Origin of the sequence: Burkholderia sp. LMG 13014 (assembly GCF_905232215.1) — a bacterium.
Taxonomy (GTDB): Bacteria; Pseudomonadota; Gammaproteobacteria; order Burkholderiales; family Burkholderiaceae; genus Burkholderia.
Genome location: NZ_CAJNKE010000002.1, coordinates 1 through 24,233 on the forward strand (window position 1 = coordinate 1; position 24,233 = coordinate 24,233).

25 protein-coding genes and 1 pseudogene are annotated in these 24,233 nt (G+C 64.6%); 17 read left to right on the forward strand and 9 right to left on the reverse strand.

Annotated features, from left to right (window positions below):
• Together JYJ84_RS00435 and JYJ84_RS00440 are read left to right on the forward strand one after the other, a co-directional pair.
• A partial coding sequence (locus JYJ84_RS00435) for a TRAP transporter small permease (RefSeq protein ID WP_240201807.1) occupies nt 1–451 on the forward strand: 451 nt, incomplete at its 5' end.
• A 4-nt stretch (nt 452–455) separates the two neighbouring features.
• Nucleotides 456–1,808: a TRAP transporter large permease gene (locus JYJ84_RS00440; protein WP_059241306.1), complete on the forward strand. Its 1,353-nt coding sequence runs from the start codon at nt 456–458 to the stop codon at nt 1,806–1,808.
• Between the two features lie 143 nt (nt 1,809–1,951).
• Here the strand turns inward: JYJ84_RS00440 and proP are convergent, their stop codons facing one another.
• The 5 genes from proP to JYJ84_RS00465 form a co-directional block, all read right to left on the reverse strand.
• Nucleotides 1,952–3,421 carry a glycine betaine/L-proline transporter ProP gene (proP, locus tag JYJ84_RS00445; RefSeq protein ID WP_175221051.1) on the reverse strand — a complete coding sequence of 490 codons (1,470 nt, stop codon included), beginning with the start codon at nt 3,419–3,421 and terminating at the stop codon, nt 1,952–1,954.
• A 367-nt stretch (nt 3,422–3,788) separates the two neighbouring features.
• Nucleotides 3,789–4,820 carry a 4-hydroxyphenylpyruvate dioxygenase family protein gene (locus JYJ84_RS00450; protein WP_175221053.1) on the reverse strand — a complete coding sequence of 344 codons (1,032 nt, stop codon included), beginning with the start codon at nt 4,818–4,820 and terminating at the stop codon, nt 3,789–3,791.
• A 36-nt stretch (nt 4,821–4,856) separates the two neighbouring features.
• Nucleotides 4,857–5,273, reverse strand: coding sequence for a RidA family protein (locus JYJ84_RS00455; protein ID WP_122949972.1), 417 nt, complete (start codon nt 5,271–5,273; stop codon nt 4,857–4,859).
• 96 nt (nt 5,274–5,369) lie between these two features.
• On the reverse strand, nt 5,370–6,044 hold the full coding sequence (locus JYJ84_RS00460) for a Crp/Fnr family transcriptional regulator (RefSeq protein ID WP_175221055.1): 675 nt from the start codon (nt 6,042–6,044) through the stop codon (nt 5,370–5,372).
• 187 nt (nt 6,045–6,231) lie between these two features.
• Nucleotides 6,232–7,155, reverse strand: coding sequence for a LysR family transcriptional regulator (locus tag JYJ84_RS00465; RefSeq protein WP_175221057.1), 924 nt, complete (start codon nt 7,153–7,155; stop codon nt 6,232–6,234).
• 117 nt (nt 7,156–7,272) lie between these two features.
• Here JYJ84_RS00465 and JYJ84_RS00470 point away from each other — a divergent pair, with 117 nt between their 5' ends.
• Genes JYJ84_RS00470 through JYJ84_RS00480 form a run of 3 tightly spaced genes read left to right on the forward strand, consistent with a single transcriptional unit; the run spans nt 7,273 to nt 9,359 of the window.
• The gene (locus tag JYJ84_RS00470; RefSeq protein WP_175221059.1) at nt 7,273–7,851 is read left to right on the forward strand and encodes a YceI family protein; all 579 of its coding nucleotides are present in this window, start codon (nt 7,273–7,275) and stop codon (nt 7,849–7,851) included.
• Between the two features lie 21 nt (nt 7,852–7,872).
• Complete coding sequence (locus tag JYJ84_RS00475; RefSeq protein WP_122949968.1) at nt 7,873–8,478, forward strand: FMN-dependent NADH-azoreductase; 606 nt, start codon at nt 7,873–7,875, stop codon at nt 8,476–8,478.
• Nucleotides 8,479–8,513: 35 nt separating this feature from the next.
• A complete protein-coding gene (locus JYJ84_RS00480) occupies nt 8,514–9,359 on the forward strand; it encodes a pirin family protein (RefSeq protein WP_122949967.1) in 846 nt (281 codons plus the stop codon).
• A 48-nt stretch (nt 9,360–9,407) separates the two neighbouring features.
• Here the strand turns inward: JYJ84_RS00480 and JYJ84_RS00485 are convergent, their stop codons facing one another.
• The 3 genes from JYJ84_RS00485 to JYJ84_RS00495 all read right to left on the reverse strand — a co-directional run bounded on the left by JYJ84_RS00485 (nt 9,408) and on the right by JYJ84_RS00495 (nt 14,336).
• The gene (locus JYJ84_RS00485; RefSeq protein WP_175221061.1) at nt 9,408–11,756 is read right to left on the reverse strand and encodes a sensor histidine kinase; all 2,349 of its coding nucleotides are present in this window, start codon (nt 11,754–11,756) and stop codon (nt 9,408–9,410) included.
• Nucleotides 11,749–12,582 carry a response regulator gene (locus JYJ84_RS00490; RefSeq protein ID WP_175221063.1) on the reverse strand — a complete coding sequence of 278 codons (834 nt, stop codon included), beginning with the start codon at nt 12,580–12,582 and terminating at the stop codon, nt 11,749–11,751. Before JYJ84_RS00490 ends, JYJ84_RS00485 begins: the two co-directional genes overlap by 8 nt.
• A gap of 1,178 nt (nt 12,583–13,760) precedes the next feature.
• The gene (locus JYJ84_RS00495) at nt 13,761–14,336 is read right to left on the reverse strand and encodes a hypothetical protein (protein ID WP_122950622.1); all 576 of its coding nucleotides are present in this window, start codon (nt 14,334–14,336) and stop codon (nt 13,761–13,763) included.
• Nucleotides 14,337–15,244: 908 nt separating this feature from the next.
• On the opposite strand from JYJ84_RS00495, the gene JYJ84_RS00500 reads away from it, so the two are divergent.
• Nucleotides 15,245–15,574, forward strand: coding sequence for a hypothetical protein (locus JYJ84_RS00500; RefSeq protein ID WP_174957731.1), 330 nt, complete (start codon nt 15,245–15,247; stop codon nt 15,572–15,574).
• 285 nt (nt 15,575–15,859) lie between these two features.
• Here the strand turns inward: JYJ84_RS00500 and JYJ84_RS00505 are convergent, their stop codons facing one another.
• Complete coding sequence (locus JYJ84_RS00505) at nt 15,860–16,048, reverse strand: hypothetical protein (RefSeq protein ID WP_174957732.1); 189 nt, start codon at nt 16,046–16,048, stop codon at nt 15,860–15,862.
• Between the two features lie 314 nt (nt 16,049–16,362).
• On the opposite strand from JYJ84_RS00505, the gene JYJ84_RS00510 reads away from it, so the two are divergent.
• From JYJ84_RS00510 to JYJ84_RS00560, 11 genes and pseudogenes are all read left to right on the forward strand, one after another.
• A complete protein-coding gene (locus JYJ84_RS00510) occupies nt 16,363–16,578 on the forward strand; it encodes a DUF3820 family protein (RefSeq protein WP_027792801.1) in 216 nt (71 codons plus the stop codon).
• A gap of 220 nt (nt 16,579–16,798) precedes the next feature.
• Nucleotides 16,799–17,308, forward strand: coding sequence for a hypothetical protein (locus JYJ84_RS00515; RefSeq protein ID WP_043184322.1), 510 nt, complete (start codon nt 16,799–16,801; stop codon nt 17,306–17,308).
• A gap of 216 nt (nt 17,309–17,524) precedes the next feature.
• The gene (locus tag JYJ84_RS00520; protein ID WP_175221065.1) at nt 17,525–18,040 is read left to right on the forward strand and encodes a hypothetical protein; all 516 of its coding nucleotides are present in this window, start codon (nt 17,525–17,527) and stop codon (nt 18,038–18,040) included.
• Nucleotides 18,041–18,139: 99 nt separating this feature from the next.
• Nucleotides 18,140–19,291, forward strand: a complete 1,152-nt coding sequence (locus JYJ84_RS00525; protein ID WP_175221067.1) for a c-type cytochrome — start codon at nt 18,140–18,142, stop codon at nt 19,289–19,291.
• Between the two features lie 13 nt (nt 19,292–19,304).
• Nucleotides 19,305–21,065 carry a cytochrome c oxidase subunit I gene (gene ctaD / locus JYJ84_RS00530; RefSeq protein WP_175221069.1) on the forward strand — a complete coding sequence of 587 codons (1,761 nt, stop codon included), beginning with the start codon at nt 19,305–19,307 and terminating at the stop codon, nt 21,063–21,065.
• Nucleotides 21,062–21,673 carry a cytochrome c oxidase subunit 3 gene (locus tag JYJ84_RS00535; RefSeq protein WP_175221071.1) on the forward strand — a complete coding sequence of 204 codons (612 nt, stop codon included), beginning with the start codon at nt 21,062–21,064 and terminating at the stop codon, nt 21,671–21,673. The genes ctaD and JYJ84_RS00535 overlap by 4 nt, the downstream gene beginning before the upstream one ends.
• Nucleotides 21,670–22,401, forward strand: a complete 732-nt coding sequence (locus tag JYJ84_RS00540) for a heme-copper oxidase subunit III family protein (protein ID WP_175221073.1) — start codon at nt 21,670–21,672, stop codon at nt 22,399–22,401. Before JYJ84_RS00535 ends, JYJ84_RS00540 begins: the two co-directional genes overlap by 4 nt.
• Before the next feature lie 8 nt (nt 22,402–22,409).
• Nucleotides 22,410–22,751 (forward strand): cytochrome C oxidase subunit IV family protein, encoded by a 342-nt coding sequence (locus tag JYJ84_RS00545; RefSeq protein WP_043184330.1) that lies wholly within the window; start codon nt 22,410–22,412, stop codon nt 22,749–22,751.
• Nucleotides 22,752–22,904: 153 nt separating this feature from the next.
• On the forward strand, nt 22,905–23,225 hold the full coding sequence (locus JYJ84_RS00550) for a high-potential iron-sulfur protein (protein WP_175221075.1): 321 nt from the start codon (nt 22,905–22,907) through the stop codon (nt 23,223–23,225).
• 134 nt (nt 23,226–23,359) lie between these two features.
• Nucleotides 23,360–23,551 (forward strand): annotated as a pseudogene (locus JYJ84_RS00555) (transposase domain-containing protein); the annotation flags it as partial.
• Between the two features lie 57 nt (nt 23,552–23,608).
• A complete protein-coding gene (locus JYJ84_RS00560; protein ID WP_175221077.1) occupies nt 23,609–24,205 on the forward strand; it encodes a flavin reductase family protein in 597 nt (198 codons plus the stop codon).
• Nucleotides 24,206–24,233: the final 28 nt, after the last annotated feature.

Consider the following 24,233-nt stretch of genomic DNA (forward strand, 5'->3'; position numbering starts at 1 on the left):
GTTCCGCGTGTTGGCCGTGATCGCGTCGGCGTGCCTCGCGGTGCTGACGGTGCTGGTGTTCTACGCGGTCGTGATGCGCTACGTGTTCGAGAACGCGCCGGATTTCGTCGAGCCGATCGCGCTGCTGCTCGTGATCGTGATCGCGATGTTCGGTGCGGCGATGAAGGTGCGCGACGGTGGCCATATCGGCCTCGATTCGCTCGTGCGCCGGCTGCCGCCGAAATCGCGCACGGTGGTGATCGCGATCCAGCACCTGAGCCTGATCGCGTTCGCGATCATGATCATGGTCGGCTGCGGCAGCATGGCCGCCGAAACGATGGGCGACCGCATTCCGATCATCGGGCTGCCCGAAGGCGTGCGCTACCTGATCGCGATGCCGGCGGCGATCGCGATCATCCTCTTCTCGCTCGAGCACCTGCTCGCGCTTCGTCGTTCTTCGCCGGGACAATAACGCCATGGAACTCGCGATCCTGTCCGTCAGTTTTCTGATTTTCCTTGTGCTCGGCGTGCCCGTGTCGTTCGCGCTCGGGATAGCCTGCGTGCTGACCTATATGGTCGAAGGCTTGCCGATCGCGACCGCGATGCAGGCCATGATTTCGGGGATGAATGCGTTCTCGTTCCTCGCGGTGCCGTTCTTCATCTTCTCCGGCGAACTGATGCTGCACGGCGGCATCGCGGACCGGATCCTGCGCTTCGCGCAGGCGACCGTCGGCCACTTCCGCGGCGGCCTCGGGATGGCGAACGTCGTCGCCTGTACGTTGTTCGGCGGCGTGTCGGGCTCGCCGACCGCCGATACGTCGGCGATGGGCGGCGTGGTGATTCCGCTGATGAAGCGCGAAGGCTACAGCGCCGCGTATGCAGTGAACGTGACGACGCATGCGTCGCTCGCCGGCGCGCTGATGCCGACGTCGACCAACATGATCATCTATGCGTTCGCCGCGCAGGGCATCACCGGCATGCTGCACGGCCAGCCGGTGAGCGGCGTGTCGATCGGCGACCTGCTGTTCTCGGGGCTGCTGCCGGTGTTGTGGGTGATGGGCTTCGTGCTCGCCGCCGCGTACTGGCAGGCCGTGCGTCACGGCTATCCGCGCCGGGAAGACGGATCGTCGGCGCTGCCCGCGTTTCCCGGCTGGTATGCGGTGCTGCGCAGCTTCGTCGGTGCGGTGCCCGGGCTGATGGTGATCGCGATCATCCTCGTGTGCGTCGCGAAGGGGATTGCGACCGCGACCGAAGCCGCCGCGATCGCCGTCGTGTACTCGCTCGTGCTGACCGCGGTGGTCTACCGCACGCTGACGGCCGAGAAGCTGCGCCGCGCGCTGTCGCATGCGGCGCGCACGACGGGCGTCGTGCTGCTGCTGATCGCGGTGTCCAACATGCTGCGCTTCCAGATGTCGTACCTGGAGATTCCGGATGCGATCGAAGGGCTGCTGAAGCAGTCGACCGCCGCGCCGTGGCTGATGCTGCTGTACATCAACATCATCCAGGTATTCCTCGGCACGTTCGTCGACATGGCCGCGCACATCCTGATCACGACGCCGCTGTTCCTGCCGATCGCGATGGCGTGCGGCGTCGGGCCGGTGCAGTTCGGGATCATGCTGCTGCTGAACTGCTCGCTCGGCCTCGTGCACCCGCCGATCGGCTCGGTGCAGTTCGTCGGTTGCGCGATCGGCAACGTGTCGATCGGCGAGACCACGAAGATGGCGTGGCCGTACTATCTCGCGATCTTCAGTGCGATCAACATCGTCACGTACCTGCCGTTCTTCTCGACCTGGCTGCCGAGCCTGATCAGCGGGCACGCGGTGTTCTGATTCTCCGATCGCGTGTTTCGCCCGTCGCGGCGCCGGACGACCGAGGTGGTCCGGCGCCGCGGTCGTTTCCGCGTTGCCCTTTACCTCGTACCGACGCTCGACCGTGTTGCACGACGCGTACTGACGAGCAGCCGCACGTCGCGCTACGCGCGTTCGCCGAGTGCGGCGAGCTTGCGATCGCGGCCGCGTGCGTCGCCCGATTCCCCGCGGATCAGGCTCAGCGCCTCCGCGCGGCTGGCCACGCACGGCGCGGAGCCGGGCAGCGGCTGGCGTGCCGTCTCGCGCAGCGCGAGCACCGACACGATGCCGATGAACGATGCGCCCATCAGGTAGTACGCGGGCATCATCAGGTCGCCGGTGCGGTCGACCAGCCACGCGGTGACGAGCGGCGTCGTGCCACCGAACAGCGACACCGATACGTTGAAGCCGATCGCAAGCGCGCCGTAGCGGATCCGCGTGGGGAACAGCGCGGGCAGTGCCGACGGCATCACGCCGGTGAACGTCGACAGCAGTACGCCGTAGATCAGCATTCCGCCGAACACGGGCAGCATGCCGCCGGTGCGGATCAGCATCAGCGCCGGCACCGCCAGCACGAGCAGGCCCACGCAGCCGGCCATCATGACCGGCTTGCGGCCGACCTTGTCCGACAGGTGGCCGGTATAGAGCGTCATCGGCATCATCAACACCATCACGAGCAGCACCATGAACAGGCCGTGCGACTCGCGGAAATGCAGCGTCGCCGACAGGTAGCTCGGCAGGTATGACAGTGCCATGTAGTCGGTCACGTTGAAGATCAGCACGAGGCCGACGCATTGCAGCAGCGGCTTCCATTGCTCGACGAGCAGCGTCGCGAAGCGTTGCTTCGGCCGCGCGCGTTCGTCCGCTTCGCGTGCTTCGGCTTCCTTCTTGAAGGCCGGCGTTTCCTCGAGTTTCAGCCGGATATAGAGGCCCACCAGGCCGAGCGGGCCGGCGATGAAGAACGGCACGCGCCAGCCCCACGACAGCAGCGCTTCCTGCGACAGCGTCGCCGTGAGCAGGGCGACGGTGGCCGCGCCGAGCGTATAGCCGATCAGCGTGCCGAATTCGAGAAAGCTGCCCATGAAACCGCGGCGCTTGTCGGTCGAGAATTCGGCGATGAAGGTGGCCGCGCCGCCGTATTCGCCGCCGGTCGAGAAGCCCTGCACGAGGCGGGCGACGAGCAGCAGCACGGGCGCCATGATGCCGATCGACGCGTAGCTGGGAATCAGGCCGATCGCAAAGGTGCCGACGGCCATCATGATCATCGTGGCGGCGAGCACGCGCTGGCGGCCGATGCGGTCGCCGAGCGGGCCGAACACCATGCCGCCGAGCGGGCGCACGAGGAATGCGGCCGCGAACGTGCCGAAGGTCGCGAGCAGCTGCGCGGACGGGCTGCTGGACGGGAAGAACACCTTGCCGAGCGTGACGGCGATGTAGCTGTAGACGCCGAAGTCGAACCATTCCATCGCGTTGCCGAACGCCATCGCGCCGACCGCGCGCTTGAGGACGGCAGGGTCGACGATCGTGATGTCATCCAGCTTGACGGACTTGCGCGAAGACCGGGCTCTCGCGGGGTGCGCTTGCGACGGGCTCAATGAACTCTCCTGGAATTGCCTTGGCAGCCGGCCGGGCTGGTGTGCAGTGGAGTCGTGCGGGCCGATGGACAGCGAAGGCGGATGTCTCGGGGCGCCTCGATGTCGGTGAAGTGACGCGCGCTGCGGGCGACACCGGGCAGGTTTGTTGTGGGAACCAGTTTAGAGAAACGGGCGCGCCCGACTATCGGTCATGCGCCCGGAACCGGGTTGTAAACGACACGGGTTCGAGTGGGGCAGGTGGTGTTGAAGCGGGGCGGCGCATGGGGCGCGCAACGTCGTGTCGCGACGGATTCTGCTTGCGCGCGTCAGGCATGGCGGGGCGCGGGGCGCTTGCGGATGCCGCGAAGCAACGGTCCGTGGCCCGCTTTCATTGCGGCTTGCTGCGCTCCTGCTGATCCTGTTCCTGCGATTCGAACAGCGCCTTGAAATTGCCTTCGCCGAACCCGTCCTCGCCGCGCCGCTCGATGATCTCGAAGAACACGGGGCCGATCTGGCGCCGCGTGAAGCGCTGGAGCAGGATGTGCCCCGGTCCTTTCCCGTCGACGAGAATGCCGCGCGTGGCCAGCCGTTCCACGTCGAGACCGTGTCCGGGCAGCCGCGCATCGATGCCGGCGTAGTAGTGCGGCGAAGGCGCGGCCATGAACGCGATACCGGCCGCGGCGAGACTGTCGAGCGTCGCGTCGATATCGGCGCTCAGCAGCGCGATATGCTGGATGCCTTCTCCGCCGTAGTCGCGAATGAACTCGTCGTTCTGGTTCAGCACGCCGGGCTGGTCGTGCGCGGCGGCCGCGACCGGAATCGACACGCGTCCGCACGGGCTGACCATCGAGCGCGCACGCATGCCGGTCGCTCGACCCTTCACTTCCAGGTATTGCCGTTCGTCGAAACCGAAGGTGTCGCGGTAAAAATCCGCCCAGCGGTCGAGGTTCTCCGGTTGAACGATGTTCGACGTGTGATCGATGGCGACGATGCGCGCGTCGCCTGCCGGTGCGCGATGCGGATCGACCGGCAGGCTGAACACGTCGCGGATATCGGTGTCGACGAAATACACGAGGCTGTCGCCGATACCCAGAATGGTCGGCGTATCGACGACGAATGCCCCTTCGGACTCAGGCCGCGCGACGCGGGCGCCGCCTGCCAGCGCTTGCTCCTGTGCGCGGCGCGCGTCGTCGACGCGAATCGCGATCGCCCGCACGGACGCGCCATGTCGATCCCGGAACGCATTCGGGTTGCCGTTCACGACGAACGCGGCAGCGCCTTGCGTCATCAGGACCATGTCGTGTCGCGATCGTCCGGAGACACGAAAGCCGAAGCGTTCGAGCAGGTCGACCAGTTCGGTGGGCGCGGATGAAACGAACTCGACGAACGCGAATCCGTCAGTCTTGACCGGGTGATTCATATCGAACTCCTGATTGTCATGCACGCGCAAGGGGCGTCACGCGTTGCGGGTCGCTGCGACGATCTTGATCTCGACAATGAATTCAGGTCGTGCCAGCGCAGCGACGCCGAGGATCGTCCAGGCGGGGAAGTCGGCGCGCATGTATTGCGCCTTCACCGTGCGAAAGTCGGCAAGGTGCATGCCGATATCGACGTGATAGGACACCAGTTCGACGACATCCGAGAAATCCAGGCCGAGATGCGCGAGGATCGCTTCGACGCGCCGGAACGCCGCGTCGATCTGCTCGACGGGCGACGCCGGGATCGAACCGTCGGCGCACAGGCCGACCTGCCCGGCGATGAACACGAGGCCGTTGGCGGTGACTGCCGGCGAATACTGAAACAGGTCGAAGATGCGATTGCCGCCGAACGTCGGATCGTCTTCCGGGAGGCGCAGCCGTTCGATACCGTTCATGATTTCTCCTTCACGAGGTGGGGCGTCCTCCAGCGGACAGCCGATGCGCGGACTTTACCGGCGCCCCGAAGGGAAGTCTGTATAGGCGTTTACAAATTAGCCGAGCAGCCGGGACGCATCCGTCACCCAGATGCGCCGCTGCCGGATCTCGATCGCGCCGAGGTCGACGAGCCGTTTCAGCGCGCGTGTGACGGTCACGCGCGTGGCGCCCGTCATCGCGGCGATCTGCTCGTGCGTGAGCGGGATCGTGATCAGCGTGCGGCCGTCGTGCGGTTCGCCATAGAGATCCGACAGCCTGCCGAGCAGTTCGCCGATGCGCATGTCCGGTTTGGGGAGGGCCAGGTACTGGATGCGCGAGGCCAGGACGCGCTGCTTGAGCGCGATCACGCGCAGCAGCGCCATCGCGAGCTCGGGCGACGACGGTATCGCGTCCTCGATCGCGCGGATGTCGAATTCGAGCAGCTCGGCATCCTCGACCGTGATCGCCGTGGCGATCCGGGGATGGCCGTCGACCGCCGGGCTTTCGCCGAACATCGACCAGCGCCCCATGACTTCGAGAATGAATTCGGCACCGTCGCGCTGGAAGATCGAAACCTGTACGCGGCCCGACAGCAGGAAGTAGAACGTGGTGCCCGGCTCGCCCTGTCGGTAGATCGTGGCGCCCTTGTCATACTTTTTGCGGCGACCGAGGTGGGCCGCGCCGATCCAGGTGGCGGCCGTGGCGTCGTCCATGCGCCATGTTTCGGTCGTGAGCGGGTGATGTGATTTCATGCAGGTGTCCGGGTGGCGCAGGCGGTGGCGCCTGCGCCGCTCATCGTACGCCGGGGCGCGTTTCCGGAGAAGCAGGCACGGTGCGAATCGCGGCTCGACCTTTGCAAGTCCGGCGCCGTTGCCCGACGCGACGCGGCGCACCGCAGTGTCCGATGGCCGAAACCCCGTTTGCCGCGACAAGGCAACGTCATCGGTCGGCAGGGCGCTTCGACTGCCCGGGCATCGCTTCGCCCAGTTTCTCCAGAAGGAAATCGGCAAACACCGTGACAGCGGGCGGCAACGGCGGGCGGCTCGTATAGACGAGTTGCAGCCCGAGGTCGCTGCTCGAACGTCGATAGGCAGGCAGCACGCGCACGAGCTTGCCCTGCTCGATGGCAGGTTCGGCGAGCAACTGCGGCAGCAGCGCGACCCCGAGACCGGCGATGCAGGCCTGTACCACCACGCGCATGTCATTGACCGAGAAGCGGCTGTCGATCGAGATTTCCTGGGTGCCGCGCGGCCCCTGCAGGCGCCACATGCTGCGGCCCTGGCGGCCGGACACCGTCAGGCAGTCGTGGTCGGCCAGTTCGCGCGGCGTGCGCGGCGCAGCGCGCCGTTCGAGGTACGCGGGGCTGGCGGCGAGGATCATCGTGCCCGGTGCAATCCGTCGCACGCGGAAGCTGCCGCCGGTCTCGATCCCCATGCGCAAGGCCAGGTCGATGCGCTCGCCGATCAGGTCGGACGGCGTGTCGTCGAGCAGGAAGTCGATGCTGATCTGCGGGTAGCGCACATAGAACTCGGCCAGCCATTCCAGCCGGAAAATTTCGAACAGGCCGGCCATCGCCGTCACGCGCACGGTGCCGGACGGTTCCTGCCCGTCCGCATGCAGCCGCTCGATCTCGAAGATCCGGTCGAGCGCCGGCGCATAGCGCTCGAACAGCGCTTGCCCTTCGGTGCTCGGCGCGAGCTTGCGGGTCGAGCGATGCAGCAGGCGCGTGCCGAGCTGCCCTTCGAGCTGGTCGATGCGCCGGCTCAGCGTATTGGCCGGCATGCGCAGGCGGCGCGCGGCCTCCGAGAAACTGCCGGCGCGCACGACCTGGACGAACAGCGCGAGATCATTCAGATCGAGCATCGGATTCCTCCAAAAATGGATTAATCAAATCCTATTTATCCGTCTAGTGTAAAGCAGCGTCCATCTCCATACTGCTCTCACGCTACAGACGACGATTCATGTTCCAAGGAGAAAACGTTGACGAAGCATCTGATGATCGCTGCGGGCGCGCTGGCAGCGTTGCTGTCGTACTCGGCCTTTGCCGAAAGCGTGACGTACCAGTTCGACCCGAGCCACACGTACCCGAGCTTCGAGGCCGACCACATGGGCGGCCTGTCGGTCTGGCGCGGCAAGTTCGACAAGTCGAGCGGCACCGTGACGCTCGACCGCGCGGCGAAGACCGGCACGGTCGACGTGACGACCGACATCGCGTCGATCCACACCGGCAGCGCGAAGCTCGACGAGCATCTGCAGACGGCCGAGTTCTTCGACGTTGCCAGGTTCCCGCAGGCGAACTACAAGGGCACGATCAAATTCGACGGCGACAAGCCGGTGTCGGTGGTCGGCAACCTGACGCTGCATGGCGTCACGAAGCCGGTGACGCTGAAGATCGATTCGTTCAAGTGCATGCCGCACCCGATGCTCAAGCGTGAAGTGTGCGGCGTCGACGCCGTCGGCGAATTCAGCCGCGACGATTTCGGCCTCGACTATGGCAAGCAGTACGGCTTCAGGATGAAGACGAAGCTGCTGATCACGGCCGAAGCGCTCAAACAGTAATCCCGTTCGGAGAACACACGCATGAAACTGCTCCATATCGATTCCAGCATCCTCGGCCAAGGCTCCGTCAGCCGTGAACTGTCGGCCGAGGCCGTCGCGACCTTCCGCGCCCGCGATCCGGGCCTCACGGTGACGCGTCTCGATCTCGCCGCCACGCCGATCGGTCATCTGACGGCGGAACACCTGGCCGCCGCGCAAGGCGCTCCGATCGGCGACGCGTTGAAGGCGGACGTCGAGATCGGCCAGCGCGCGCTCGACGAATTTCTCGCCGCGGACATCGTGGTGATCGGCGCGCCGATGTACAACTTCGGCATCGCGTCGCAACTGAAGGCGTGGATCGACCGCATCTCGGTTGCCGGCACGACGTTTCGTTACGGCGAAAACGGGCCGGTCGGGTTGTGCGGCGGCAAGAAGCTGGTCGTCGCGTCGTCGCGCGGCGGCGTGTACAGCGAAGGGTCGCCTGCCGCGGCGTTCGATCATCAGGAAACCTATCTGAAAGCGGCGTTCGGTTTCCTGGGCATCACGGACATCACGTTCATCCGTGCGGAAGGCGTCGCGATGGGGCAGGACACGCGCAGCGGCGCGATTGCATCGGCGAAGGAAGCGGCGGCTGCACTCGCGGCCTGACGCCACGCAACCGAGCCGACCACCGGAGAACCACCATGTCACACGCCACGCAGTCAGCCGATGTCGCCGTCGCCGGCCGTCACGTCATCTTCCGCACGCGCGGCCGCGCGCACGGGCCCATCGTGCGGATGGTGAGCCCGTCCGATGTCGGCGAGATGATCAAGCCGTTCGTTTTTCTCGATCTGGTCGATACGCAAGCGTCGCTCGGGTCGGGCTTCGGCTGGCATCCGCACTCGGGAATCGCCACGCTCACGCTCGTGATCGACGGCCAGGGCACCTTTGCCGAATCCACCGGCCACGAAGGCGCGATCGTGGCCGGCGACATCGAATGGATGAGCGCCGGGCGCGGGGTCTGGCATACCGGCACGGTCGTGCCGCCGGTCAAGGTGTTCCAGCTGTGGGTCGCGTTGCCGCCGGAGCGCGAACTGGCGCCGGCTTTCAGCCAGCATCTGTCGATCGCCGACATTCCGTCGGACGGCCCGGCGCGCGTGCTGCTCGGCCGCAGCGGCGACGCGGTCAGCCCGATCGATGCGCCGCCGGGCATCCACTACGTCGTCGTGGAGCTCCAGGCCGGCGAGCGCTGGACCTGCCGGCCGCAGCCGGGCTGCAGCGTCGGCTGGACCGCCGTGATGGACGGCAGCCTGCGCGTACCGGATCCGGTTGCCCAGGGCGAGCTGGTGGTGTTCGACTCGTCCGACGCCGCAATCGAATTCGAGGCGGTGACCGATGTGCGCTTCGTGGTCGGCACGGCCGTCCCGCATCCGCACGATCTGCATCTCGGCAATTATTCGGTGCACACGAGTGCCGCCGCGCTGGTGGAGGGCGAGCGTGAGATCGTGCGGATCGGCCGCGAACTGCGCGCGAAGGGCGCGTTGCGTTGATTCGTCGGGTCGGCATCCGATCGATATCGAACGGATCGACCGACGGTGTCAGGCCGGCCCGGCGGCGTCCCTCTCGGCGTCGAACGACGTATCGGCGATGCGCGCGCGTTGCAGCGAGCCGGCCCGTTTCCCGATCGCGGTCAGATCCAGTGTATCGAGGCGCTCGCGCACGTCCTGCACGAAGGCTGCGTAGTCCGGTTCGTCCGCATACTGGCTGAGCCAATCCTCGATATCGGTGAGCTGCCCGTTGTCGGCCAGCCGGATCAGTTCGGCGAGCGCGTCGTCGGGCGGGCCCTGCATCGCGGGCGCGGCACGGTCCGGCTCGGCATCGCGGTCCGGATGAAACCGCCGGACGAGCTCCGACGCCGGTACGAGCGCGTGCCCGACAACCGGCGCGACGATCGCGAACGAGAACGCCGTGCCGGCGCCCGGCTGGCTGGCGACGGCCAGCTCGCCACCCATCGCACCGACGATGCGCTGCGCGATGAACAGGCCGAGCCCGGTGCCGCCGTTCACGGCCTGCACCTGCTGGTACGCGCGGAAGATGTCGCGGGTCCCGCTGATGTCGATCCCGATACCCGTATCGGCAACGTCGAACAACAGGCGCCATGCGTCGCCTTCGCGAGACGCATGAATCGACAGCGTGACCGTGCCGTCGCGCGTGAATTTCGACGCATTCGACAACAGATTGAGCAGCACCTGCTGCAGCCGCATGCCGTCGATCGACACCGTGCGCGGCAGCGGCGTGGCGGGCCGGTAGACGAACCGGTTGTCCTGCTGCGTGCACAGCGCGAGCGCATAGTGCCCGATGTCGTCGAGCAGGCCGGGCAGGTCGGTCGCGTCCGGCGACACGCCGAGCGGCTGCAGCTCGGCCTTCGTGAACGCGAGCAGTTCGTCGATCAGCGCGAGCTGGTAGCGGATGCTGCGATCGATCGACCGGATCAGCTGCGCCTGGCGGCGCGTCGCACCTTGGAGCAGCAGCTTCGCGTAGCCGTTGATCGTGGACAGTGGCGCGCGCAGGTCGTGGCTGACGTAACCGAGCGTCTCGATCTTCTGCTGCATGTGGGTCGTCACCTGTTGCAGCGCGTCGTTGAGCGCGACCGTGCGTCGTGCGACTTCGTCGCGCAGGCGATCCTGTTCGGTGATCTGCAAGTGCTCGAGCCGCGTCCTCGCTTCGGTGCGCTGGCGGCCCACGTGATGGATCCACGCGGCCAGCACCAGCAGGTGCGTGGCGAGACCGATGACCGCGATGACGGGGTTCGGGTAGATGTCGGATTTCAGCCAGGCGAGCGCCGGCGGCAGCGTGTTCATGCCGTCGAGCACGCGGATCAGCATGTTGAAGGTGGCGAATCCGATGGCGATCAGCATCACGCGGCCGGTCGGCGTCCGGCGGATCGCGAGCATCAGCGCGAGGCTGATGTTGACGATCCCGAGCACCGCGTTCAGCCGCAGGCAGAACCACGTGAACGTCAGCAGGTCGCCGCTGGCGGCGCCGGCCATGCCGATACATTCGAGCGCGAGGAAGGCCATGTAGATCGCGCGCATCGGCAGCCTTGCCTGCTCGCGCCGGGCGACCATCAGGATGAAGACGATGAAGCAGGTGACCGCCAGGTACGCGGAGATCACTTCGCCACGCGCTGACCATTCATGCAACGCAGGCGGCAACGCCATCGCCGGATAGCCCCGGTAAGCCGCTTCGAACAGCGTCGTGGCCAGCGCTATCGCAGCCAGCACATGGAACACGCCGCTGCGCGAAAAGAACCCGATCAGCAACGCGCACCACACGAGCGCGAGCAGCCCGCCGAAGAAGCCGAAGTCCCACATCGTCGCGCGACGTTCGAGCGCATCCCACGCCGCATGCGTGAACGCGGCCGGCGCGAGCCGCATTTCCTTGCGCGACGTGACGCGGATCAGCACCGGGATGCTTTCGCCCGCGCGCAGCGTGACGTCGAGTACCGGGTAGCGCGATGGCTGCGGCGCGGCATCGCCGCCGGTGCCGGCGGCCGGGAAACGGCTGTCGAGTGTCCACTGGCCGTGCTGGCCGATATAGAAGTCCGCCTGGTCGACACGCGCGTCGCGAATCGCCAGCACCAGCGGGCGCGCGGCGCTGTCGCGGTTGGTCAGCGTTGCGCGGATCCACCATGCCGATCGCGAGAACTCGATGTTGAAAGACGACGTGCTGGCCAACGGCGTGCCAAGGCCAGGATCGGTGAGCCGGGCGGCGACCTGGTCGGCGGACATCGTCGTGCTCGCGTCCTCGAATACCGACACGGCATCCAGTTGCGCGGGGTTTGGCGCCGACGCGGCGCGCACCGTCGCGCAGGTGACGGCCATCGTGAGCAGAAGCAGCAGCACCGCGCGACATCCGGCTGCCCATGCCGCGTGGCGCCTACGCATCGTGACGGTGCTCCGCGGGCGTGGCGGGCGCATTGGCCGCGTGGTGCTGGCGCCGCCAGTCGGACGGCGTGATGCCGAAGCGTTCGCGAAAGGCCGTCGCGAAATTGCCGGGTGTGGAAAAGCCGATTTCCTCGGCGATGTCGCCGATCCCCATCGACGTCTCCGCGAGGAAATGCATCGCGGCGCGCAGGCGGGTGTCGCGCAGATATTCGAACACGGTCTGGCCGAGATGGTCGCGGAACACGCGGGACAGGCGCTTTTCGTGCGTCCCGACCTGCCTGGAGAGCTCCTCGAGCGCCGGCGGATGGCGCAGGTCGCGCAGCAGGACCTCGGTCGCCGCGCGCACGAGCGCCGCATCCGGGTGGTCGGGCAACGCGGGCAGATGCGCAAACGGCTGGCTGCGCCGTGCCCGCTTCAGGTGATTGCGGATCCGGGCCAGCACTTCCGCTGGCTCGAACGGCTTGACGATGTAGTCGATTGCGCCCGTTTCGAGCCCCTCGATGCGATCCTCGAGATCGCCCGCGGCAGTCAGGATGATGATCGGGATCGATTGCGTCGAAGGCGTCGACGCCAGCAGCCGGCACGCGGCGAAGCCGTCCATGCGCGGCATGCGGACATCCATCAGGATCAGGTCGGGCGCGATTGCCTGGGCACGGTGATAGGCCTGCAGCCCGTCGAACGCAACGCTGATCCGGCACCGCGCGGTGCGCAGGATCTCGGTCAGGAGCCGCACGTCGTTCGGACGATCGTCGACGACAAGAATATGTGCGTCGGCGAGATCCGGCGTGGTACGAGGCAACGCCGAACTGGGCGAGCGGGATGACATGGTTGCGGACGCGTTGGAAGAGTGGCCGGTCAGGTTGGGAGCATCGCTGTCTGCGCGATTGCGGCGAAAAATTATATGTCGACGGTAGCGCCGACTGTGAGGATTCCGTGTGGCCCGAGCGGGGCTTGCGCGACGAGGTGTGGCTTTTATGTCGTCGTGGCGTCTGGCCGGAAGAAACGGAGGCGGAAACACTTGCCGAACTGAATGTTGATAATCGGTCCTTGTTTTCGGATTAATAGCTCGAAATTCGGATTGTCCCGATCGATCAATCGGGTCGTCGTGTGCCTGAAAATCGATATCTTCAAGGTAACTAAGGTGACGAGGTCACGGCTGGCCTGATTGTTATTCAGCCGGCGGCTCGTCGGAATCCGGTTCGCCAGGAAATCAAGTTTCGCGCCAAACTGTATGAATGTAAATGTCGTCCGCTCGCGAAAAGGTTTTTTCCGATCTGGAAAAGGTGCGTTTGTAACGATACCCGCATACTAGCTCCGGCGCGGCTGGAATCGATTCTTTCGATACGTCCGAGATCGCGTGGATCGCATGCCGACGTCTCACCGAGGTGCATGCGATACCAATGTGACATTGAATGATGCGATTCTGATCACATGAGATTGAGGCAGGGCACGAATAACTGGCACGAGGGTAATGCAAATTTCATGATTTTCCGCATACGTTGCGATATAAGAAAAATCGGCGAATCTTGAAATGTGGTTGTGTGTGAGGCGTCGGTCGAGAAGAAATCATCAACGAAATTCGATCGATTCATTCGGTGCAGGGGGCGTCCGGCACGTCGCCGATACTGTTCCGGAAATCCGGAAAATGCGTTTGACGGCCGGACGGAAAGGGCGAGTGGCTGCGTGTTGGCCGTCCGAAGGTTCGATCCATCGGGCGGCCGCGCGCGGTGCGCGCTCGAATCAGGCGGACCCGAAAAAGATGAGCACGGCAGGTACGGCAGGCATGACAGGCCAATGCATCGGTTCTCACGAACCGGTGGCGCTTGCTTCAGTCTCCGGGATCGCGCGACGTCATCCTCCTCCTGAATGAAACAGAGTGGGCCGCCCCCGGGGGCGGCCCGGCTTCCGCCTGTCTGGCGTTTGAACGACGCTTACGCATGAGGTTCGAGGTCGTCGCGGGTTCGGCCCGATGGCGTTCGAACGGCAGCGACCACGGTACAACGGTCAATCGTGGCTTTCTCGATGCACAAAGATCTTTCTCCCCTCAAAGCGCTCCTGCACACCTTGCTGGCAATTCGTCGGGCACTTTACTACGCCATCCGCGCTCTCGCCTGCCACGGTGACCGCTTTGTAGACAACGGATTCGATGAGTGTCCCGTCGGCAGCGACGACGATGTTCAGATCGGTCTCGACGCCGGCCGGCACGGATCCGCCGGTGGTATAGACGGTGCTCATGGTGCCGGTGCAATCGGAGTTCACCGTGTAGGTGCCGGTCTGGTGCGGATTGAACGTAGTTTGCCCACCTTTCGGCAGGCCGCCGATCACCCCGAAGTCGGTGCGTGAGTAATGGCTCGTACCGTCGAACGTCACCAGAGCGACATCATCGAGGATCGACGGGGCAGCGTATGGATGCACCTTGCCATCGGCACCTATCAATCCAAGAATTTGTCCGTGACCGATAAACTCGAATGCTCCCTTCAGCGTTGCGTTCGAGCAAAGGCCGTCGGCCTGCGCGGCACCACTGAGAGATAGAAGGGCAACAGCTGTTGCAGACAGAACGCTTAGACGCTTGCTTTTCATGTTCATCTCCAAGTCATGAATCGGGCGCTTAACTTGATCAAGCGGGGAGGTTTGCTTCCTTGACTGACCGAACTGCACGCATCCGCTAACAGGAGTCGAAAACTGGCACGGTTTCGCCTGGCTACTGTCGGGTTGCGAAATCCCTTGTGGCCAAACTTTACGATTGGGTTGGCGAGCTACGACCGGCTTCCCTCGGCGTGCGACGTAACGCCCATTGATTGCCAATGGACAAGCAAACGCGCAGGCGTGACGTCACCCGGCGCGCGGGATGGCCGTACAGGCGAGTGGATGCTTGAAGATGGAGACGTAGGGTGTCTAGGCCGTGCGCGTGAAGCAAGTGTCCATCGTCGTCGCCTTCCTTTCCTTCGTTAACTACCGACTACCCCCGGACACAAAGCAGGCCCACGACAACGTGGTGAGCAAAGCTATTCGTTATTGAACGAACATAGACGTACGATTGCGGGATTACAAGGCGGCGTTAAGCTATTTTTTTGGAAATAAAAAATCCAATGGAATGCGTGTAATTTCAGACGTGTCAATTGGGTTTCTATTTTTTGAATCAATCATCTTATTTTAAGAACAGAGGCGGACGCGTCTCCATCGGATTGCGCGAGAACGAAGATGATTCGCGTGCACGGAAATTCCGGACGAATCCGGCGGGAGGATTCCAGCGTCGACCCTGCTGCAAACAGTCGATCTTGCGACGCCTGTCACATTGGTCGAACGGCCGTTTGCCGGGAGGGAACGGTCGCCCTGATGCCCGACTCCAGCTGTGGGTGAACGACGCTTTGTGGCCGCCGCTGGCCTGTCGAGCCCGCACGTTTGATCCGACGCAAGCGCGCAGCAATCGTGGCTCGCGTGTTCGCGATGGCGAGTACACTGAACATGCCATGTAACAGGAGAATGCGATGATCGACGCTGGCCCCAAAAGCACCTTCCGAGGGCTGCCGCTGACCGTGGAGCAGGACGCGGAAGTGAGGCACTACATCAAGGATCGGACTCGGCGTGGGCTGCCATGGGACACGTCGGAGTTGAGCGCAATGCTCAAGGACATGCTGCATCCCCCGGGCGACGGCGATGGCGACGGCGACAGTGATGCCGCTTCCCCGGCAGACGAAACCATAGCGGCCGCCGAGCGCGCAACGGCGTCGGTCGACGAAGCGATGGACCCGATCGAGGCGAATGAAGAGTGGCATGCGGCCATGGAGTCGGAGGGCATGAAAGGCCCGAGACGATAAAAACGGAGCAACGACGCTCCGATTCCTGGCAGTGCCGCTACGCGAGTGCGCGCCGGATGTCACGCGTGTCAGGAAAGGCGCGTTCCGCGTTGCGCGTGTGCTGCGTCGCATTGCACACGGCGGGACTGTCGACGCGCAGCGTGCCCCCATCGTGAGAATCCCGACACACAATCGGTCTGCTTGCAGGTAATTTCGGCCGCAGCCGATCGCGCCACCCATGTCGCATGGCGCCAGCGGAACCGCGAGCCGCATTTCCTCGCCGAGCGCCCGGCAGCGGGCGCCGTGTCAGTGTCTGAGCACGCAGACGGCCACGATTTCGTATCCGGGGTCGGCATGCACGTGCGCTGCCTTTTCCGCTTCCTCGTACGAAAGAAACGACGTGGCATCTTCAACCGCCGGTGCCATGCCGATATCGCCATCCTCGGCGGTGCACAGGAATTGCTCGCCGGTCTTCACGACGTAGACGGACAACATGATTCCCTCCATCGTTTGCAGGGGGGAATTCCAGTCTAGCAGGCCAGAAACGGGGCGCAGGCGGTTTGCGGCGCCCTTTCCTGGATGTCGTCGAAGGAGGGATTGCCGCCTCGAATGTCTATGCGTCAATCGGGCCGACTCGTCGGTATCCGCCGGTGCTCGATCCGACGGGTAATCGGCTGCCGCCGGCCGGAGGTGATCGATTGCCGTCACCCCGGCGCTGCGTCACGATTCGGCCTCCCGCGAAGGGCCGGCATCCCGACCTTCAATCGCTCGGCACGCGACACGAGCGGAAAGCCGTGCACAATACCCGCATGCAAACCCCAGACCTTGAACACCTCGTCACCGTCACCATGCCCTTTGGAAAATACAAGGGCCGGCTCATTGCCGACCTGCCGGGGCCTTACCTCAATTGGCTGGCCCGCGAAGGGTTCCCGCGCGGAGAAATCGGCCGGCAGCTTGCGCTGATGCACGAGATCGATCACAACGGCCTGCGGGACTTGCTGGAGCCGTTGCGCAAACGCGGGTAGTGCCAATCGGGGGCGAATGCCCCCGCGTGCCACGCCGGCCCGCCTCGATCGATCGCGATCGACGACAACCACCCCTCTCCAGGCACATCCGCTACGCGTGCTGAATGCACGCATGCGACCCCATCGCTGGCCCGTGCGCACCTAGCGCGGCGCCGATGCTGACATAGAATATAAAACAGTCCCTTGAGGACGAGTTGATGGCAAGAGAAGGGGTGCCGACATGAGACGCCTTTATTTCCTCGTACCCGATACGCAGATGGCGAAAGCCATCGTCGACGATTTATTGCGCGCACGCATCATCTGGCGCCATATCCACGTTCTCGCCGACCACAGCGTCACACTCGATCAGTTACCCGAAGCATCGTTGCTGCAAAGCAGCGATGTCGTGCATGCGCTCGAGCGCGGCGTCGCGCTCGGCGGCGCGGCCGGTGCGCTGATCGGTCTCGTCGCGCTGGTATTTCCGCCGGCGGAGCTCGTGATCGCAGGCGGCGCCGTCGTCGGGTTGACGTTGGCCGGAGCGGGTTTCGGCGCGTGGACCGCCGCGATGATCGGCATCGCCGAGCCGAACGCGCGACTCCAGCGATTTCGCGAGGCCATCCAGGAAGGCCAGATCCTGATCATGGCCGACGTGCCGGCATTGCGAGAGCAGGAAATCGAAGAGATGGTCGCCCAGCATTTTCCGAAGGCGGACCTGGAAGGCGCCGAGCCTACGACACCGATCTTCCCCTGACGCGCGACAGCAAGCCGGCCTGCCCGACATCCGCGTTCATCGACGCGGTTCGTCGAGCGCACGGCCGCGACCGCGGGCCGCGCGCGGAGCGGGTCGTTCGCACGTTGCGCAGGCAACCCTGTCCGCCATTCCGAATCGCGCAAGAGACGCAGGCCCGACGCGCTTGACGCCTTCGGAATCGAAGCGCCGACATCGAACCGTCGGCAAGGAGGTGGTATGGAACTGCACATTCAATCGCACCATTGGGAGCGTCGTAAGCCCGACTGGGTCGCCGCTGCCGTGGCCGGTCTCGCGGGCGGTGCGCTGGTGATCGCGCTGGAATTCGTCTGGTCGACCCTCGTGCTCGGCTCAAGCCCGTGGCAACCGACACACAAGATCGCGGCGATGGTGATGGGCCTCAGCGCGCTCGGCCAGATGACGCAATTCAACCTTGAAATCGTGGCGATGGCGCTGCTGCTGCACTACGTGCTCGGCGCGATCATGGGGATGATGCTCGCCGCGATCATGGCGCCTTTCCGCTTCGATTCGAGCGTGGGCATGGAAGCTGCCATCGGGCTGGCGTTCGGGATCGTCGCGTATGGGTGGAACTTCTACGTCATGACGGCCGTGTTCCCGTGGTTCGTCTCCGAGCGGGGCTCCGGGCCGTTGCTGGCCAATCTGTTGTTCGGCGTGGTTGCGGCCATCACCTACGGCAGGCTGGAGCGATTGCGCAAGCGGAACGTGGACGACTGACACATCACGTTTCCCGCCGCGCCTGACCACGCAGCGCTCGCGGGAGACACGGAACCCGGTGTCGGCGGCTCCGGCGAGTGACACTCAGCGAGGCGGCCTATGGCCCTTGCGATTGCCCTGGTCCTGATCATCCTGTTGGCGGTGGGGTTTCACTTTGCCAGTCCGTGGTGGATCACGCCGATTGCGTCGAACTGGGTGCGCATGGACGACATGCTGACGATCACGCTCGTCATCACCGGCGCATTCTTCATCGCCATCAACCTGTTCATCGTGGTCGCACTGGTGCGCTATCGCCACCGCAGCGGGCATCGCGCGGCCTACGAGCCGCACAACCGGAAGCTGGAATGGTGGCTGATCGGCCTGACCGCCGTCGGCGTGGCGGCATTGCTGGCGCCGGGGCTGTTCGTCTACGCGGACTACGTCCGGCCGCCGCGCAACGTGCTGCAGATGGAAGTGCTCGGCCAGCAATGGCAATGGCGCTTCCGCTTCGCCGGCCCCGGCGGCAAGCTGGGTACGACGGACGTGCGCTACATCAGCAACGACAATCCGTTCGGCCTGAACCCCGCCGACCCCAACGGCCGTGACAACTACCTGATCGAGCGCCCCGAGGTGCACCTGCCGCTCAACCGGCCGATCCAGGTCCTGACGCGGTCGCTGGACGTGCTGCACGACTTCTACGTTCCGCCGTTCCGGGCACGGATGAACATGGTGCCGGGCATGGTGACCACCTTCTGGTTCACGCCGACCAAGGCAGGGCGTTACGACATCCTGTGCGCGCAGCTCTGCGGGGTCGGGCACTCCGGCATGCGCGGCGTGGTGGTGGTGGAAGACGAAGCCGCGTTTTCGCGCTGGCTGGCGCAGCAGACCACGTTCGCGCAGCAGCAGATGGCCCACGTGCAGGCCGCTCCCGCCTCTTCGGGCGGCAGCGCGCAGGCGCTGGCCAACCTGGGCAAGACGCTCGCGGCGGCCAAGGGCTGCGTCGCCTGTCATACCGTGGATGGCAGCCCGCTCGTCGGCCCGACCTGGAAGGGGCTGTACGGCAAGACCGAGACGATGGCCGACGGCAGCACCGCGAAGGTGGACGAAGCCTATCTGCGCGCGTTCATCCGCAATCCGACGGCCCGCGTCGTGAAGGGCTTCTCGCCGATCATGCCGCACTTCGACCTGAGCGAGCAGGAACTGACCGCGCTGGTGGCCTATATCGAGGCGCAGGGCGGGACGCCGCCCGCCAGTACCGCGGCCCAGCCGTAGCGGAGCAGATGCCATGACCTATGCGCACACCGATCACGTCCCGCACAGCTTCTGGACCCGCTATGTGTGGAGCCAGGACCACAAGGTCATCGCCGTCCAGTACGCGCTGACGGCCATTGCGATCGGCCTGGTCGGCCTCGTATTGTCGGACCTGATGCGGTTGCAGCTCGGCTTTCCGGGCAAGTTCGCGTTCATCGACGCGAATCACTACTACCAGTTCGTCACCATGCACGGGATGATCATGGTGATCTACCTGCTGACGGCGCTGTTCCTGGGCGGCTTCGGCAATTACCTGATCCCGCTGATGCTGGGCGCGCGCGACATGGTGTTCCCGTTTCTCAACATGCTGAGCTACTGGGTCTACCTGCTGGCCGTGCTGGTGCTGGTGGCGAGCTTCTTCGTGCCGGGCGGGCCGACCGGCGCGGGCTGGACGCTGTATCCGCCGCAGGCCATCCTGCCGGGCACGCCGGGCGTGGAATGGGGCATCGTGCTGATGCTCGTGTCGCTGGCGATCTTCATCGTCGCGGCCACGATGGGCGGCCTGAATTACGTGACCACCACGCTGCAGGCACGCACGCGCGGCATGACGCTGATGCGCATGCCGCTCACGGTGTGGGGCATCTTCATCGCGACGATCATGGCGCTGCTGGCGTTTCCGGCGCTGTTCGTGTCGGCGGTGATGATGCTATTCGACCGGACGCTCGGCACCAGTTTCTTCATCCCGGCCGTGGTGTCGATGGGGCAGACGCTCAAGCATGCGGGCGGCAGCCCACTGCTGTTCCAGCACCTGTTCTGGTTCTTCGGGCATCCGGAGGTCTACATCGTCGCGCTGCCGGCCTTCGGCATTGCGTCGGATCTCATCAGTACGCACGCGCGCAAGAGCATCTTCGGCTACCGGATGATGGTGTGGGCCATCGTCATCATCGGCGCGTTGAGCTTCGTGGTCTGGGCGCACCACATGTTCATCGCCGGCATGAATCCGTACTTCGGCTTCTTCTTCGCCACCACCACGCTGATCATCGCCGTCCCGACCGCCCTCAAGGTCTACAACTGGGTGCTGACGCTGTGGCGCGGCGATATCCACCTGACCGTGCCGATGCTGTTCGCCATCGGCTTCATCAGCACCTTCGTGCTGGGCGGGCTGACCGGGCTCTACCTCGGCAACGTGAGCGTGGACATCCCGCTGTCGAATACGTATTTCGTGGTCGCGCACTTCCATATGGTGATGGCCGTGTCGCCGATCCTGGTGGTGTTCGGCGGCCTCTACCACTGGTATCCGAAGGTGACGGGCCGCATGCTCGACGACACGCTCGGGCGTGCGCACTTCTGGATCACGTTCGTCGGCACCTATGCGATCTACTTCCCGATGCACTATCTCGGCATCCTCGGCATGCCGCGACGGTATTACGCGTATCAAGGTTACAGCTTCATTCCGCATTCGGCGCAGACGCTCAACACGTTCATCACCATCGTCGCGCTGATCGTCGCGGCCGCGCAGTTGCTGTTCCTGTTCAACCTGGCGTGGAGCCTCGTGCGCGGCCGGCGAGCCGACGGCAACCCGTGGCGGGCCACCACGCTCGAATGGCAGACGCCGCAAACGCCACCCGTGCACGGCAACTGGGGCCCGGCGCTTCCCGTCGTCTATCGCTGGGCATACGAATACAGTCCGCCGGGGCAAGAGGAAGACTTCGTGCCGCAGAACCAGCCGCCCGCGACGGCGCCTGAACCTGAAGCGACCCATCCGACGCTTCACCCCGGCGAGGCACACGAATGACCACGCTGCCGCGCCCCTTCGTTCCCGACGCGCCGCCCGGCTTGCCGAATGCGGGCCGCACGGGGCTGGCCGTCTTCATGGCGGTTGCGACGACATTGTTTTCGCTGCTGCTGCTCGCCTATGCGATGCGCATGCGTGAATCCGACTGGCAGCCGATTCCGCATCCGGCGCTGCTGTGGTGGAACACCGGCGCGCTGGTGCTGGCCAGCGTCGCGATGCAGCGTGCCCGGCGGATAGGCCTGTACCGCACGGTGTGGCTGGTAACCGGTGGTGTACTGGCGGCCGTGTTCGTGATCGGGCAACTGACCGCCTGGCACATGCTGTCGGCGGCCGGGGAGACCGTCACCGTCAATCCGTCCAACAGCTTCCTCTACCTGCTCACCGGCCTGCATGGCTTGCACGTGCTGGGCGGGCTGGCTGCGTGGGGCGTGACGATCGCGCAGCTCCGGCGCGCGGACCCGTTCCGAGCCCAACGGGCCATCGGGCTTTGCGCGCTCTACTGGCATTTCCTGCTCGCGGTCTGGCTCGTGCTGCTGGCCGCGATGTGGTGGCTTACGCCCGGGATCGTCGCCGCCATCTGCGGGCCGCTGTATGGAGCCGCGCCATGACCGCGCCCACGGTTCCCACCGAATCCGCTGCCGAATCCGCTGCCGAATCGCCCGCGGCCCCGGCCGCCGACGCGCGGCCCGACGGCTGGCGCGGCATCGTCACGGACTGGTCGTCCGACCGCGAAGCCTTCAGGGTGCCGTGGGGCAAGGCGATGATGTGGATCTTCCTGCTGTCGGACACGTTCGTCTTCAGCAGCTTCCTGATCGGCTACATGACGGTGCGCATGTCGACCACGGCGCCGTGGCCCGACACGTCGAAGGTGTTCGGACTCACGGTGGGTGGCCTGGACGTGCCGTTGCTGCTGATTGCCATCATGACGTTCATCCTGATCACCAGCAGCGGCACCATGGCGATGGCGGTCAACTTCGGCTACCGGCGCAACGCCCGGCGCGCCGGCGCGCTGCTGCTCGCGACCGCGCTGCTGGGCGCGAGCTTCGTCTCGATGCAGGCCCTTGAATGGACCAAGCTGATCGTCCACGAAGGTATCCGGCCCTGGGGCAACCCGCTGGGCGCGGCGCAGTTCGGTGCGTGCTTCTTCACGATCACCGGATTCCACGGCTTTCACGTGACCTGCGGCGTGATCTACCTGCTGCTGATCGCACGCAAGATCCGGCAGCCCGGGTTCACCGAACACGGCAACTTCCAGATCGTCGAGATCGCCGGCCTGTACTGGCACTTCGTCGACCTGGTGTGGGTGTTCATCTTCGCGCTGTTCTATTTGTGGTGAGGGATGCCATGGAGCACACCGATCCCGCCGATCGACCCGACGCCGCGCACGGCCAGCAGCATCCGATCGGCCTCTACCTGAAGATCTGGGGCCTGCTGTTCGTGCTGAGCACGTTCTCGTACCTGGTCGACTACTTCAACGTGCAGGGCCTGATGCGCTGGGTGCTGATCGTCGTGCTGATGATCGCCAAGGCAGGGCTGATCGTGTCGATCTTCATGCACATGATGTGGGAGCGGCTGGCGCTGGTGTACGCGATCCTGATACCGCCGCTTTGCCTGCTGGTGCTCATGGTGCTGATGGCGGCCGAAGCCCATCACACGTTCGGGATGCGGGAGCTGTTCTTTCGCTGATGCGTTCGCGGGCCGCGCTTCGGCCGACGAGCGCTGCGCATCGCGATGGGCACGGCGCCATCGACGGACGCCGTTTTGGAGCGGACGGCGTCCCGCCATCGGGGAACGACGCTTCCCGGACATCTGTTCACGCCAATCTGAAGGGAGGACCTCATGAAATTTTCGCGTCGACGTTTTATTGCAGCCACCACCGTTCTCGCCTCCGCGCTCGCCATTGGACGCCGCGCGGCGGCGGTGGATGCGGGCGCCGGTGTCGTGCAGGAAACCGATGCAAATGCCCAGGCGCTCGGCTACAAGGCGGATGCCAGCCGGGTCGACCATGCGAAGTACCCGAAATTCCAGACGGGCGAGGCCTGCGCGAATTGCCAGTTCTACCAGGGCAAGGCCGGCGCCACGACGGGGCCGTGCGCGATTTTCGGCGGCAAGCAGGTCAATGCGAAAGGGTGGTGCAACACTTATACGAAGAAGGCGTAGGTAAGGAGGGATGGCCTGGCGAGCCGCGGTCTTGCTCATTCAGCGCCTCGCCAGTGTCGGGATTCACGCTTTCCAGATCCTTCGGGCAGGTGGATCGCGCGAGTCCTTGTGCGCAACCCCGCCTTCGTACGCTGATGAACGGTGCAACCTCGAGTGCGAGCCTCTACTCGTTGATCGAGACATGCCGCGCGAATCGTATCGATCCCGACCGCTACCTCACTTGGCTGTTCCAGCGTCCGCCGCGGGCGAAAACCGTTGACGACTACGACGCGCCATTACCCCGGAAGACGCCTGCCGATATACATGGACGTTTCATGAAGCACTGAAACGAAGTGGTCCAGATCATGTCGACAATGAGGGGTGAAAACACTCCTTCGACAATCATGGAAACTCGCAGTGTCAGCCTCCCGGTTTTATATTTCGGCACACCCGTCGCCCTCGTTTCCAGCCTGAATCCAGACGGCACCACAAATCTCAGCCCGATCTCATCCTACTGGGCGCTGTCCAATACGTTAGTGATTGGTTTGAGCGAAACCGGTCAATGCCGTCGCAATCTCGAACGATGCGAGGAGTTGGTACTCAACTTGCCAGACGCACCGCTTTGGGCGAACGTCGAGGCCATCGCAGCAACTTCCGGGTCTGAAGCCATGCCTGACATAAAGAAGCAGATGGGGTATCGATTCGAACGCGATAAATTCAAGCGTGCAGGGCTCACGACGAAAGCCAGTGAATGCATCGCTCCAATGCGAGTCGCTGAATGCCCGATACAAATTGAAGCGAGCCTGGTCCGCATCCACCGGATAGGTAACGAGGCTGACGCCATGATTGCGGCCGAGCTTAGGGCACTACGGATACACGTGCATGCCGAACTGCTATCCACCGAAGATCGAATCCATATCGAGCGATGGCATCCGCTGTACTACGTGTTTCGTCAATACTTCTCACTTGGAGAGCACCTGGGAAAGAATTTTAGAGCGTAGCAAGCGTCGCCGCCGATATGCTCTTCGA